Genomic DNA, 13,407 nt, shown 5'->3' with positions numbered 1-13,407 from the left:
CACATGGCTCACGAATCCCGCATGCTCATCGACGGAAAACTCGTCGATTCCGAGACCGGACGTACCTTCGACAACATCAATCCGGCAACCGAAGAGGTCCTGGGCAGCACCGCCGACGGCACCCGCGCCGATATGGAGCGGGCCGTGGCCGCGGCGCGACACGCCTTCGACAACACGGACTGGTCGCGCAACGGCGACCTGCGGGCCACCGGGCTACGGCAGCTGCAGGCGGCGCTGGAGGCTGAGCGCGAGGAGATCCGCGCCGAACTGATCGCGGAAGCCGGTTGTCCGCTGCTGAGCACCTACGGGCCCCAGCTCGACGTACCGCTGAAGGAGGCGCTCACCTGGCCGGCCGACATGATCAGTCAGTTCGCCTGGAAGCGTTCCCTTCCCGACAAAGACGCGTTCGGCATCGGCGCCCCTGCCCGCCGCGAGGTGTGGAAAGAGCCCGTCGGGGTGGTCGGGGTCATCACGCCGTGGAACTTCCCCCTCGAAATCATTCTCAACAAGATCGGTCCCATTCTGGCGATGGGCAACACCATGGTGCTCAAGCCGGCGCCGGATACGCCGTGGAACGCCACCCGGATCAGCAGGATCATTGCCGAGCAGACCGATATCCCCGCCGGCGTCATCAATATCGTGACCTCATCGGATCACCTGGTCGGCGAGGTGCTGTCGACATCTCCCCTGGTGGACATGGTCGCCTTCACCGGTTCCACCGCGACCGGCCGGCGCATCATGACCGCCGCCGCCCAGACCATCAAGCCGACCTTCCTCGAGCTCGGCGGCAAGTCGGTGTATCTGATCCTCGAAGACGACGGCGACATCAGCGGGGCGGTCGGCGGCAGCGCCTTCATCTCGATGCACGCCGGTCAGGGCTGCGCGATGCCCACCCGGCTGTTGGTGCCCCACTCCCGGTACGCCGAGGCGGTGGAGATCGTGAAGGTCGCCATGGAGCGCAACAAGTACGGGGACCCAACCGACCCATCGGTGTTGCAAGGACCGCAAATCTCCCGACGGCAACAGGAACGCGTGCTGGGCTACATTCAGAAGGGCAAGGACGAGGGCGCGCGCCTGGTTACCGGCGGTGGCATCCCCAAGGACACCCCCAAGGGATTCTTCGTCGAACCAACCATTTTCGCTGACGTCGACAATTCGATGACCATTGCCCAGGAAGAGATCTTCGGACCGGTCCTGTCAGTCATCGGTTTCGCCGACGACGACGAGGCGGTGCGCATCGCCAACGATTCCATCTACGGCCTGTCCGGGGTGCTGTTCGCCAACGATCTGGAGCGCGCCAAGGCCGTAGCCGGTCGGATCCGCACCGGCACCCTGGGTATCAACGGTGGCCTGTGGTACGGGGCGGATGCACCGTTCGGCGGCTACAAACAATCGGGGGTCGGACGCCAGTGCGGCCTCGAGGGTCTGGAGATCTTCACCGAGACCAAGACCGTCGGTTGGCCGGCAGCATGAAGTGTGCGGCGGCGGTGCTGCGGGGCGTCGGCATCGACTGGGAAGTCACCGAAATAGAGCTCGACCCGCCCAAAGCGGGTGAAGTACTGGTGAAGATGGCCTATGCGGGCATCTGCCACTCCGACGAACACTTCTACTCCGGCGACAGCGTGCCCAGCACCGACATGGAGGAAATGATGCGGGCCGCCGGGGTCCCGGTTCCCGAATGGTTCCCGATGCTCGGCGGACACGAGGGCTCAGGAGTCGTCGAGGAAGTGGGACCGGGTGTCACCACGCTCAAGCCCGGCGACCATGTGGCCATTTCATTCTTTCCCGCCTGCGGCAGCTGCAGGTTCTGTGTGACGGGTCATACCTATCTGTGCGATGTCGGCGCCGACATCTACAGCAAGGACATGACCACCGACCACACCCGGCGCCGTCACCTGGGCGGCGAAGATCTCATGGCAATGATGCAAGTCGGCACTTTCGCAGAGTATGTCGTTGCCTCAGAACGTTCGCTGGTCAAGATCAACGACTGGATCTCCCTGGAGGCCGCATCGTTGGTGTCTTGCGGCGTGACAACGGGTTTCGGTTCGGGCTCCGTCGCGGCGGGTACCGAGGTCGGCGATACCGTAGTGGTCTGCGGGGTCGGCGGTATCGGCATGAACGCCGTGCAGGGCGCCAAGGCCGCCGGCGCCAAACATGTCATAGCCGTGGATCCCAACGAGTTCAAGCGCGAGATCGCGCCGAGCTTCGGTGCGACCCACACCGCCCCCGACGCCGCAGCTGCTCTCGAACTGGTCAAGGAGCTGACCTGGGGCGTGATGGCGGATCGGGTGGTGCTGTCCCCCGGTGTGGTACCGCCGGAGCTGGTGATGATGGGCATGATGCTGCTGCGCAAGGGGGGAACCTGCGTGCTGACCGGTATGGCGAAGGTCTCCGACATGATGGTGCCGCTGATTCTGCCGGACATGGTGAGCTCCTGTAAGACGCTTAAAGGCGTTCTCTACGGGGAGATGAACCCGCGCGAGGCGATGCCGCGGCTACTGTCGATGTACGAAGCGGGGACGCTCAAACTCGACGAGTTGGTCACCCAGCGGTACAAGCTGGACCAGATCAACGATGCCATGCGGGATCTGCGCGCCGGAAAAAACATCCGCGGGGTGATTCATTTCTAGGCTCGGGGCATAGTCACCTGGGTCTGCGATCGCCTTGTCCTACTCGCCACCGGGCTCCGCGTCCCCGCGCAGCCGGGCCTGCAGTTCCGCTCGCTCTTGGCGCCGGCGCTCCCCGGCCGCCGACAGGCTCTCGGTCGCCCGTCTGCGCAGCGGCGTGAAAAGCCACATCCCCAACGGCAGCGCGACGATCAGCGCCAGCATCGCCGCGACGATCGGCGGGAAGTCGCTGAGCCCGATCAGCCGGCCCAGCCCGTAGATCACCGCAGTCAGTACGACCACCAGCGCCAACCGTGCCACGGTGTACAGCGCCACATCGAGTACCGCACGGCCCACCCGGGCCCGACCTGTCTCCACGGTCATCAAGGGTACTGGCGGGCCGGACCGGTTCGGTGGCCGCTAACGGTATATTCGGCGCCAGGAGGTGTCGCGAGTGCTCTACCTGCTCCTCGTCCTGACCCTGGGAACGCTGATCTACCTCGGCCTGCGTACGGCCCGCAGCCGGCCGAAGACGCGCGTGATCGGTCCGGACGACGATCCAGAATTCCTGTGGCGCATCAGCCACGGCGACAACCAGCCCTAAAGCTGCACCGGGCCGCAACCGTCCGATCAGACGAAGTGCTGGTTGAACCGGTCGTCGCCCGGGAACGCCTCGGCGACGACGGCGGCCAGTTCGACCAATGCCTCACGGGCCTCCCGCTTGAGCCGCGACAGGTCGATCTCCGCGCCTTCTTCCAGGTGCGGGTCGAACGGCACCAACCGCACCGCGCGGCAGCGCCGGGAGAAGTGGTCGACCACCTTCTGCATGTCGACCTTGCCGGAGCGGGGCCGCACCGCGTTGATGACCGCGATCGAGTTACGCACCAGATCCTCGTGGCCGTGCGCGTCGAGCCAGTCCAGCGTCGCCGAGGCACTGCGGGCACCGTCGACCGAACCGGAGCTGACCACGATCAGGGTGTCGGCCTTGGCGAGCACCGCCGACATGGCCGAGTGCATCAGACCGGTGCCGCAGTCGGTCAGGACCAGGCTGTAGAACCGCTCCAGTACCTGCAGCGTGCTGGCGTAATCCTCGCCGCTGAAGGCTTCCGAGACCGCGGGATCGGTGTCGGAGGCCAGCACCTCCAGGCGGCTGGGCCCCTGGTTGGTGTAGCTGCGCACGTCGCTGTAGCGCTGGATGCCCTCGGCGTCGCGCAGCAGGTGCCGCACCGTGGCCGGCGTCTCCATCGGCACCTTCTGGTTCAGAGTGCCGCGGTCGGGGTTGGCGTCCACGGCGACCACCCGGTCGCCCCGGATGGAGGCGAACGTCGATCCCAGGGTCGCGGTGATGGTGGTCTTACCCACGCCGCCCTTCAGGGACAGCACCGCGATCCGGTGACAACCCTGCAGCGGCCGGTTCACCTGCGACACCAAGTCGTTGAACCGGATGGTCCGGGGACTCTCGCCGACATTGATGAGCTGACCGGACAGCACATAGAGCAGGCGCCGCCAGCCCGACGTGGGCGGCGGTTTGACCTGCCGCAACAACGATGTGGTGGACAGGTCCGAGAACGGTGCGAGGGACTCGGCGGGTCGGTGGGGGGCATGGGCCGCGCCGCCGTGACTGCCCCCGTAGAAGACGGGGGCGGGGTTCTCCATCGGCTGCGGAATCCAGCTGGTGGAGGCGTTGGGGTTCCACGACTGTTGCCGGGCGCGGCTGTCCGCGGGTGCTGGCGGCCACGGGTCGGCCGGTTCGGAGAACCGCCGCTCGGTGCGGAAGCCACCGAAGGAGCGGGTCTCCGGCGCCTCGGCACGCTGGTCGATCGATCCGGTGGCCCCGGATTCCGTGGCCGCGGCGGGGCGGTCAGCCGTCTCGCCGACGTGCTGGAAGGGCCGAAACTGTGTGGTCGGATGGTCGGTCACGTCGTGGCTCGCAGTGGCATCACCGGATGCGTGGTCGGACACGTGATTCTCCCCTGTCACCGTGGCTGGGACGTCAATTGACGCCGATAACCGCAGGGTAGCGCAGCTGTCATAAAGGAAACTGACAGCTTTATTAGCCGACTCCGGCGTAGGAGTGCAGGCCGACGGTCACCAGGTTGACGAAGAACAGATTGAAGACCATCGCCGCGAAGCCGACCACGTTGATCCACGCCGCCTTGTAGTCGCGCCACCCGGCGGTGGACCGCGCGTGCAGGTAGGCGGCGTAGACCACCCACGCGATGAAGGAGACGGTCTCCTTGGGGTCCCAGCCCCAGTAGCGGCCCCACGCCCCCTCCGCCCAGATCGCGCCGAAGATCACCCCGAAGCCGAACACCGGAAACGCGAAGATGGTGGTCCGGTAGGCGATGCGGTCCAGGGTTTGCGCATCGGGCAGCCGGCGCACCATGCGCGCCAGCGCCCCGGGCGTCTCGGGGTCGCTGAGCCGCGAGGAGCGGATCAGAAACAGAATGCTGGCCACCCCGGCCACCAGGAACACTCCGGAGCCGATGCTGACCACCGAGACGTGGATCGGCAGCCAGTACGACTGCAGGGCGGGCATGACCGGCGCCGCCGTGGCGTAGAGCCAGCGCCCGGAGACCGTGAGCAGGATCAGCACCGGCAGCAGCACGAAAACCCACAGGCTGCGATGTTGCGGCCGGCGCAGCGCGACGGCGGAAGCCACCAGACCGGAGAAGCAGGTCAGGTTGATGAACTCGTACATGTTGCCCCACGGCGGGCGCAAGGTGGCGGCGCCGCGGAACACGATGCAGGCCAGCAGCAGGGCGATGCCCAGGTAGACCAGTGCCAGGCCGGCGCGGCCCACCCGCTCGCCCAGGGGCCGGCGCTGTGCGGCGACCACCAGCCCCGGCGTGGCACTGTCGGGACGCACTCCCCCGGCGGAGACCAGCTCGGCCTCGGCCGGCGTGCGGGCCCGGCTGTAGGCCAGTTCGACGGCCAGCAGCAGCAGCGCGATGACCAGCACGATCATCGCCGAGGTGAACGCCCAGTCGGAGTAGCGCGCCAGCCCGATGTCGATATGACTCGTATTCACCTACGTCTCCTTGCCGACCAGCCGGGTGCTCAACCGCTCGAACTCGTCACCCCAGCCGGAGTTGTCGGTGCGAGCGAGCCCGCCCACCTCGACGTTCACCGTACCGGGCTGCCCGGTCGGCCCCGCCGGCGTGATCCGGATCCAGATCCGGCGGCGGCGCACCACCAGGGAGACCACCAGGCCGGCCATCATCGTCATGGCGAACACCAGCACCCAGATCTCCGCGGGGTCGTGCGAGATCTGGATGTTGACGAACGGCAGCGCGCCGTCGAAACGCACCCGGGTGCCGTCGTCGAGGCGGATCTCTTCACCGGCCTTGAGGTTGGAGCGCGCCACCTTGGTCAGCCGGCCCTGGTCGATCAGCCGGGAATCCAGGCTGAACAGGCTCTGCGGCCGGCCGGTGTCGAGGCCGGTGTCCCCGCGGTAGACGTCGATCGCGACCGCGGGGTCGTTCATCGCGGGGAATGCCGATGACAGCAGCCGGTTGTCGAGTTGTTCGGTCGGCGCGAACAGCCCCTGGATGCCGATCTGGTGTTTGCGCCGCTGCGTGGCGTCGGGATAGGTCCCGGCCGGCGGGTCGATCCGGACCGCGCCCGACGACAACAGGGTCAGCGGGTTGTCCGGGCGGAACTGCACCGTCTGGGTCCGGGTCTGCCCGTCCGGGAAGATCACCGTGAAGGTGGGTGCGTAACCGTGCCCCTGCAGGTAGGCGCGCACACCGCCGACCCGCAGCGGGTGGTTGACCTCCAGCCGGTAGGGCCGCCATTGGCCGGTGGTCAGGTCCTCGCCGGCCTGATAGTCGATGTGCGCGGTGAAGGACGTGGCCAGCCCGGTGGGCAGGTAGTCGGCGGTGAAGTCGTTGACCCGCACACACAGCGGGTGCAGCTTGGTCCCGTCCACGGTGGCGCCGGCGCGGAAGGAGTCGAACGCGGCGGGCGAGGCCGAGCAGAAACCCGGACCGCCGTCGGCGATCACCATCACGTTGCCCTCGTAGCCGAACAGCCGGCCCACCGCGACGGCGGCCAGCAGCCCCAGCAGCGCGAAGTGGAAGACCAGGTTGCCGAACTCTCGCAGGTACCCCTTTTCCGCCGACACTTCGACGGTGCCGTGCTCCGAGCGGGTGACTCGCCGCCAGCCGCGCAGAGCTTCCGTCATCCGCGCACCGAGTTGTTCGGCGTCGCCGGCCAGGTGCGTCTGGGCGTGCTTGGGCAGCCGGGCCAGGTTGCGCGGCGCGGCGACCGGGGTGGCGCGCAGGCTGCGCAGGTGTTCGAGGGTCCGGGGCGTCAGACAGCCGATCAGCGACACGCACAGCAGGACGTAGATGGCGGTGAACCAGAAGCTGGAGAAGACGTCGAACGCCTCCAGCCGGTCGAGCCAGGGTCCCAGTGTCGGGTGCAGGGCCAGGTATTCGTCGACCTTGGCGGCGTTGAGGCTGCGCTGTGGCAGCAGCGCTCCCGGGATGGCGGCCAGCGCGAGCAGCACCAGCAGCACCAGGGCGGTGCCCATCGAGGTCAACGCCCGCCAGGTGTTGCGGATCCGGGCGGCCAGCCGCGCGATCGGCCCCCGGCGAGCCGGTGCGGTGGTGGTTGCGGCCATCAGATGGGAAGCCTGACGTCGGAGACCAGGCCGTCTCGGATCACGGCGACGAAGTGGTCCCACACGCCGGTGAGCAGCGCCAGGCCTACCGCGATCAGCAGCACGCCGCCGAGCACCTGGATGGCCCGGGTGTGCCGGCGCAGCCAGCCCAGCCCGGCCACCGCGCTGGCCGACCCGAAGGCCAACGCCACGAACGGCACCCCCAGTCCCAGGCAGTAGGCGATCACCAGCAGCACTCCGCGGGCCACCCCGGCGCCGTCGGTGGTCGAGGCGACCGCGATCACGCCGGTCAGGGTCGGCCCCAGGCAGGGTGTCCAGCCGAGCGCGAACACCGCACCCAGCAGCGGTGCCCCGACCACGGTGGACAGCTGCGCCGGCGTGAAGCGAAGGGGGCGTTGCAGCGCCGGCACGAACCCGACGAACACCAACCCCATCAGGATCGTCACCGCGCCGCCAACCCGCTGCAGCAGCACCTGGTTGGTGATCAACGTGCTGGTCATGCCCAGCACGGCCACCGAGCCGAGCAGAAAGACCGCGGTGAATCCGGCGACGAACAGGGCCGCCGAACCCGCGACGCGCCACCGGGCGCCGGGCGGGGCTTGGCCGGTGTCGGGCAGTTCGGGCCTTTCCTCGACACCGACCACCGCCGCCAGGTAGGACAGATAGCCCGGCACCAACGGCACCACGCAGGGCGAGGCGAACGACACCAGCCCGGCCAGGGTCGACACCGCGACGGCCAGCAGCAGTGGTCCGGAGGTGACGGTGGCGGTGAAGCCGCTCACGGCGCCGCCTCGGCGGCCAACCGCTGCACGACGGGCTGCAGGTCTTCGGCGAGCACTTCGCGCAGGAACACCGCCGCCACCCGGTGCGCCCGGTCGAGCACCATGGTCGCCGGGATCACCGAGGAGGGATAGCGTCCGCCGAACGCGATCATGGTGCGCATGGCCGGGTCGTAGATCGACGGGTAGGTCACCCGGCGATCGGCGATGAAGTCGCGGGGCGCCTGCGGGTCGGGGTCGCGGACGTCGATGCCCAGGAACGCAACCCCCTGCGCGCGAGTGGCGTCGTAAACCTGTTGCAGCTGGCTGACTTCGGAACGGCAGGGACCGCACCATTGGCCCCAGACGTTGACGACGACGACCTGCCCGACAAAGTCGGCCACGCTGAGGGTCCGGTCGGTGTCCATCAGGTCGGGCCCGGCGATGGGGCCGGGCCGGCCGCGGGTTTCCGGCGGGTCGTAGAAGATGTCGGTCTTGCCTCCGGGGGAGACGAACTCGAAGGTGCCGCCGTGTGTGACGGCGTCGTCGCCGACCGAACACCCCGAGATCAGGGCGGCCAGCACCGTCCCGACGATCAGCACCGCCCGCATCGTCAGCCGCCGGCCGGGACCTGGTAATCGACGTCGACGAGACGATCACCGGCGTAGATCAGTGTGGTCACCGACCCCACGTCGCACTGCCGGCGACGCGGGTCGTGCCAGAGCCGGTTGCCGGTGAGGTATTGACGGGCGGTCCAGACCGGCAGCTGATGGCTGACACACACCGCCTCGCGGCCGGCGGCGCGGGCCCGGGCCTTGTCCACCGCGGCGGCCATGCGGGCGGCGATCTGACCGTAGGGCTCGCCCCATGACGGGGTGAAGGGGTTGCGCAGGTGCCACCAGAACCGGGGGTTGCGCCAGGCGCCGTCGCCGGGCGAAACCCGCTTGCCCTCGAAGATGTTGGCCGACTCGATCAGGTCATGGTCGGTGTCGATCGTCAGGTTGTGCCGGGCGGCGATGGGGGTGGCCGTCTCCTGGGCGCGCTGCAGCGGCGAGGCGATCACGGCGACGATGTCGCGGCCGGCCAGCAGTTCGGCGGCGGCCACGGCCTGGGCGCGGCCGGTCTCGGAGAGCCGGAAACCGGGCAGCCGGCCGTAGAGAATGCCGTCGGGGTTGTGGACCTCGCCGTGGCGGATCAGGTGGACGCGGGTTTCTTCGGCCATCAGTGGTTGGGCTCCGTGGTGGTGGCCGCGGCACGGGCCGCGGCGGGCAGGGCGGTGGCGATCCGGTCGAACGCCTCCTCGGTGAGGGCCGCCGAGACGAACCATGCCTCGAAGGCGCTGCACGGCGGGTAGACGCCGGCGTCCAGCAGCGCGTGGAAGAACGCCGGGAAGCGCCAGGTCTGGCTGGCCCGGGCGGCGGCGAAGTCGGTGACGGGTTCGTCGGCGAAGAACACGCTGAACATGTTTCCGGCGCGCGGGATCTGGTGCGGCACCCCGGCGGCTGTCAGCGCTTCGGCCAGCAGCACGGTCAGCCGGTCGGCGTTCTTGTCCAGCGCGGCGTAGACGTCGTCGTCGGCGGCACGCAGGGTGGCCAGGCCCGCGGCGGTGGCCACCGGGTTACCCGACAGGGTCCCGGCCTGATAGACCGGCCCCAGCGGCGCCAGCCGATCCATCACGTCGGCCCGGCCGCCGAAGGCCGCGGCCGGCAGGCCGCCGCTGATCACCTTGCCGAAGGTGAACAGGTCGGCGGCCACGGGGTCGAGTCCATACCAGCCACCGGCGCTCACCCGGAAACCCGTCATGACCTCGTCGATGATCAGCAGGGCGCCGTGCTCGGCGGTGATCGCACGCAGTGCGGCGTTGAAGCCGGGGGCCGGCGGCACGACGCCCATGTTGCCGGGACTGGCTTCGGTGATGACGGCGGCGATCTGGTCGCCGAATTCGGCGAACGCCCGGCGGACGGCGTCGACGTCGTTGTAGGGCAGCACGATGGTGTCGGCGGCGGTGGCGCCGGTGACTCCCGGCGATGCCGGCAGGGCCAGGGTGGCGACCCCCGATCCGGCGTCGGCGAGCAGGGCGTCGACGTGGCCGTGGTAGCAGCCGGAGAACTTGATGACCTTGGCCCGGCCGGTGAAGCCGCGGGCCAGCCGCAGGGCGCTCATGGTGGCCTCGGTGCCGGAGTTGACCAGCCGGACCTTGTGCACCGCGGGCACCCGGGCGATGATCTCGGCCGCCAGCTCGGTTTCGGTTCGGGTCGGCGCCCCGAAGGACAGGCCGGCACCGGCCGCGTCGCGGACCGCCTCGACCACGGCGGGGGGGGCGTGGCCCAGGATCATCGGTCCCCACGAACAGACCAGGTCGACGTAGCGGTGGCCGTCGGCGTCGATCAGCCAGCAGCCGTGCGCCTCGGTGATGAAGCGCGGCGTGCCCCCCACCGCAGCGAACGCCCGAGCGGGTGAGTTCACCCCGCCGGGGATCACCGCGCAGGCTTCGGCGAACAACCGTTCCGATACTGCCGTGGCACCTTCCGCATTACCCACGACGCCCAGTGTTCCAGCCGATCCGGGCCGATCGACTACGGGGTGTAGGAGACAGTCGCTGCGACTGGGTCTTGAGTGGGGCCACGACCACGGGGTTTGATGGCTCTCATGCAACTACCGCAGCGGCTGGCCCGGTTCAACCGGCACGTCACCAACCCCATCCAGCGAATGTGGGCCGGCTGGGCTCCTACATTCGGCATCCTCGAGCACGTCGGCCGGCGCTCCGGCAAGCCCTACCGGACCCCGCTGAGCGTGTTCAGCACCGATGACGGCGTGGCCGTGCTGCTGACCTACGGCCCGGACCGCGACTGGCTGAAGAACATCACGGCCGCCGGCGGCGGCCGCATGCGCCGCCGCGGTAAGACGTTCGAGGTGACCAATCCCCGCGTGGTGAGCAGGGCCGAGGCGGCCGAGCATGTCAGCCCCCGTACCCGCAACGTGTTTGCCCGGTTGCCGTTCGAGCAGGCGGTGCTGCTCACCAGGCAGGGCTAGATGGTGCGCTTCTCCGACCGGCGCGCCCGCTTCAACAGGGTTGTGACCAATCCGCTGTTCCGGCCGTTTTGCGGGTGGGTGCCCATGTGGTCGCTCGTCGAGCACACCGGCCGGCGCTCCGGGACCGCATACCGCACCCCGGTCTCGATGTTTCATACCGACGACGGCGTCGCCGTGTTGCTGCCGTACGGCACCCGCCGCGACTGGGTGAAGAACCTGGAGGCCGCCGGGGGCGGGCGGGTCAAGGTCGGCGGAAAGACGTTCGCGGTGACCAATCCGCGGCTGGTGCCCACTGATGAGGCGGTCGGACTGCTCAAGGCCCCGTGGCGTCAGCTGCTCGGGCGGGCCGGGGTCCCGCACACGTTGTTGCTCACCCGCGCCTGACACCGCGCTGCGTCACTGGCCCAGTAGGCGCATCTTCTGTTCGTTGTACTCGTCGTTGGTGATCAGCCCGCGGTCGCGCAGTTCGGCGAATTCGCGGATCTCGGCGGCGATGCCCATCTTCGTCGGCGCGGGTGCGCCGCCGTCGCCGGTCTCGGTGCCGGCCACCGCGTCGGTGGCGGCACGCTGCGGCGGCTGGACCCTCGCCGGCGCGTCGGTGCCTCCGCGTCCCCGACTGACCGAGCCGGCCAGGGCACTGCCGCCCATGCCCGCCAGCGCCATCTGGCTGAAGGCGCTGCCGGCGCCGGCCAGTGATGCCGCCGGCGCACCGCCGATGCCAGGACCGACCAGCGGTTTGGTGTAGGACAGCGTGCGGATCTCCGGGGCGTTGGCCGCCCAATTGACCGGCACCGAAAGGTTGCCGGCGCTGAAAGCCTCCCCCATCGCCGCCGACAGCCCGACGCCGGGGACCGCCGGCCGCGACGGGGTCAACGGTGAGAACAGGTCGATCGCGTTGAGGATTTCGTACTCGACGAGCTCCAACTGATCCTGCTCGGCGAGGATCTCGCGGGTGCTGGCGCTGGCAGACGACCAGGCACCGGCGGACAGCGCCAGGGCCACCGCCGACAGCGCGTTCAGGCCGACGATGTCGGAGAGGCTGGGCAGCGTGAAGATGTCCTCGACCCCCTGGGCCGGCCCGACGACGGCCGCCGTCCCGACCTGCGCCGCGGTGCTCTGCGGCGACCCGAAAATCCCCGAGGCCAGCTGCCCCAGCAGCGACTGCACATCCAACGACGATGACGTGGCTTGGGCGTCCGCCGCGGCAGCGGCCTGGCCGGCGGGCCCGGCGGGATTGCTGGTCCGCGGCGGCTCCGCAAACGGTACGAGCCCGGTAGCGGTTGCGGACGCCGCGGCGTAGGCGTACATCGCGGCTGCGTCCTGTGCCCACATCTCGCCGTACTCGGCCTCGTTCGCCGCGATCGCCGCGGTGTTGGTGCCCAGCACGTTGGTGGCGATCAGCAGCAGCAACTGGGCCCGGTTGGCCGCCACCACCGAGGGCGGCACCGTGGCGCTGTGCGCCGCCTCGTAGGCCGCCGCCGCCGCGTTCGCCTGCGCAGTGGTCTGGTCGATCTGCGCCGCGGTCGCGGCCATCCAGGACACGTAGAGGTCCGCGGCTCGGCTCAGCGCCGCCGCGGACGGCCCCTGCCAGGCCTGGGCGGTCAGCTCGGCGATCACCGATTCATACGATGCGGCGGCCGCGTGCAGCTCGGCCGACAGCGCACCCCAGGCCGCGGCAGCCGCGCGCATGGGCGCGGATCCCGGCCCGGTATAGATACGCAGTGAGTTGACTTCCGGTGGCAGCGCAGCGTAGTTCATCACCGACCCCCTCCGTGCGGCGTACGCCGGGCTCATGAAGCTCGCGTGTGTGTATTTGTAGCCCAAAAACCGGCGGTTGACTCGCCATTCTGGATTTGCCGGAACCCCTCGGGCGAGCCGGTCTCCACGATAATCGCCGCACGCTGCGACTATCGAGCGCGCGGGCTGCTGATCACCGCTCTTCGCAGTGGGGCCACGCGCGAACCCGGACGTTGCTAACGAACCGGCAACAACCTGATCAAGGGTGGTGCGCCGGACTGATCCGGCCGGGGCAGCCGCGCGATGATGCTGCCCATGGCTGATGTGACCCGCCGGGCTGCTTTGCGCCTTGGGGTCGGCGCGGTGGGGGCTGCGGGCCTGTTCGGAGCGGGTGCACTTCGGCGCCCGGCCGCCTCACAGGCAACCGGTAACAGCTATCCGACGTGGGAATCCGGGTCGTTCGTCTCGGCGGCTCGTGGTGGCGTGGAGACCAACTGGATCATCGCCCGCCCGCCGGGGCAGACCGCACCCCTGCGGCCGGTGATCGCCCTGCACTGCAAGGACGGCGATGCGGCATGGGTGATGGATCTGGGCGTGGAGGAGGAGCTGGCGAGGCTGGCCGCGGCGGGCCGGCCCCCGTTCGCGG

The 13,407-nt window shown here is 69.3% G+C and carries 14 protein-coding genes and 1 pseudogene; 6 read left to right on the top strand and 9 right to left on the bottom strand.

The annotated features are described in order from the left end of the window. Nucleotides 1-3 precede the first annotated feature (3 nt). Nucleotides 4-1,473 (top strand): aldehyde dehydrogenase family protein, encoded by a 1,470-nt coding sequence (locus LI92_RS07360; protein WP_286134918.1) that lies wholly within the window; start codon nucleotides 4-6, stop codon nucleotides 1,471-1,473. Further along, a complete protein-coding gene (locus LI92_RS07355) occupies nucleotides 1,470-2,630 on the top strand; it encodes an NDMA-dependent alcohol dehydrogenase (protein ID WP_046317587.1) in 1,161 nt (386 codons plus the stop codon). Before LI92_RS07360 ends, LI92_RS07355 begins: the two co-directional genes overlap by 4 nt. Nucleotides 2,631-2,669: 39 nt before the next feature. Here LI92_RS07355 and LI92_RS07350 read toward each other — a convergent pair whose 3' ends face one another. Further along, nucleotides 2,670-2,984, bottom strand: coding sequence for a DUF4229 domain-containing protein (locus LI92_RS07350; protein WP_286134917.1), 315 nt, complete (start codon nucleotides 2,982-2,984; stop codon nucleotides 2,670-2,672). A gap of 76 nt (nucleotides 2,985-3,060) precedes the next feature. On the opposite strand from LI92_RS07350, the gene LI92_RS22965 reads away from it, so the two are divergent. After that, on the top strand, nucleotides 3,061-3,210 hold the full coding sequence (locus tag LI92_RS22965; protein WP_109559877.1) for a hypothetical protein: 150 nt from the start codon (nucleotides 3,061-3,063) through the stop codon (nucleotides 3,208-3,210). Nucleotides 3,211-3,236: 26 nt separating this feature from the next. Here the strand turns inward: LI92_RS22965 and LI92_RS07345 are convergent, their stop codons facing one another. The 7 genes from LI92_RS07345 to hemL form a co-directional block, all read right to left on the bottom strand. After that, nucleotides 3,237-4,568: a MinD/ParA family ATP-binding protein gene (locus LI92_RS07345; RefSeq protein ID WP_046317583.1), complete on the bottom strand. Its 1,332-nt coding sequence runs from the start codon at nucleotides 4,566-4,568 to the stop codon at nucleotides 3,237-3,239. 91 nt (nucleotides 4,569-4,659) lie between these two features. Next, nucleotides 4,660-5,637 (bottom strand): c-type cytochrome biogenesis protein CcsB, encoded by a 978-nt coding sequence (gene ccsB / locus LI92_RS07340; protein ID WP_046317581.1) that lies wholly within the window; start codon nucleotides 5,635-5,637, stop codon nucleotides 4,660-4,662. Further along, nucleotides 5,638-7,143: a cytochrome c biogenesis protein ResB gene (locus tag LI92_RS07335; protein ID WP_286134921.1), complete on the bottom strand. Its 1,506-nt coding sequence runs from the start codon at nucleotides 7,141-7,143 to the stop codon at nucleotides 5,638-5,640. 89 nt (nucleotides 7,144-7,232) lie between these two features. After that, on the bottom strand, nucleotides 7,233-8,015 hold the full coding sequence (locus LI92_RS07330) for a cytochrome c biogenesis CcdA family protein (RefSeq protein WP_046317577.1): 783 nt from the start codon (nucleotides 8,013-8,015) through the stop codon (nucleotides 7,233-7,235). Beyond that, the gene (locus LI92_RS07325; protein WP_046317575.1) at nucleotides 8,012-8,602 is read right to left on the bottom strand and encodes a TlpA disulfide reductase family protein; all 591 of its coding nucleotides are present in this window, start codon (nucleotides 8,600-8,602) and stop codon (nucleotides 8,012-8,014) included. The genes LI92_RS07330 and LI92_RS07325 overlap by 4 nt, the downstream gene beginning before the upstream one ends. A gap of 2 nt (nucleotides 8,603-8,604) precedes the next feature. Continuing rightward, on the bottom strand, nucleotides 8,605-9,213 hold the full coding sequence (locus LI92_RS07320) for a histidine phosphatase family protein (RefSeq protein WP_046317573.1): 609 nt from the start codon (nucleotides 9,211-9,213) through the stop codon (nucleotides 8,605-8,607). Then, the gene (gene hemL, locus LI92_RS07315; protein ID WP_046317571.1) at nucleotides 9,213-10,532 is read right to left on the bottom strand and encodes a glutamate-1-semialdehyde 2,1-aminomutase; all 1,320 of its coding nucleotides are present in this window, start codon (nucleotides 10,530-10,532) and stop codon (nucleotides 9,213-9,215) included. Before hemL ends, LI92_RS07320 begins: the two co-directional genes overlap by 1 nt. 108 nt (nucleotides 10,533-10,640) lie before the next feature. On the opposite strand from hemL, the gene LI92_RS07310 reads away from it, so the two are divergent. Both LI92_RS07310 and LI92_RS07305 read left to right on the top strand, forming a co-directional pair. Then, nucleotides 10,641-11,024 (top strand): nitroreductase family deazaflavin-dependent oxidoreductase, encoded by a 384-nt coding sequence (locus LI92_RS07310; protein WP_046317569.1) that lies wholly within the window; start codon nucleotides 10,641-10,643, stop codon nucleotides 11,022-11,024. Further along, the gene (locus LI92_RS07305) at nucleotides 11,025-11,408 is read left to right on the top strand and encodes a nitroreductase family deazaflavin-dependent oxidoreductase (protein WP_046317567.1); all 384 of its coding nucleotides are present in this window, start codon (nucleotides 11,025-11,027) and stop codon (nucleotides 11,406-11,408) included. 12 nt (nucleotides 11,409-11,420) lie between these two features. On the opposite strand, the gene LI92_RS07300 is transcribed toward LI92_RS07305, so the two are convergent. After that, a complete protein-coding gene (locus tag LI92_RS07300; RefSeq protein ID WP_046317564.1) occupies nucleotides 11,421-12,782 on the bottom strand; it encodes a PPE family protein, SVP subgroup in 1,362 nt (453 codons plus the stop codon). Between the two features lie 282 nt (nucleotides 12,783-13,064). Here LI92_RS07300 and LI92_RS07295 point away from each other — a divergent pair. Beyond that, a pseudogene (locus tag LI92_RS07295) lies at nucleotides 13,065-13,407 on the top strand (hypothetical protein); the annotation flags it as partial.

Origin of the sequence: Mycobacterium sp. UM_Kg1, assembly GCF_000972925.1 — a bacterium.
GTDB classification, from domain to species: Bacteria; Actinomycetota; Actinomycetes; order Mycobacteriales; family Mycobacteriaceae; genus Mycobacterium; species Mycobacterium hiberniae.
Note: the sequence above shows the minus strand (reverse complement) of the source record. Positions and strands in the feature narration are given on the sequence as shown.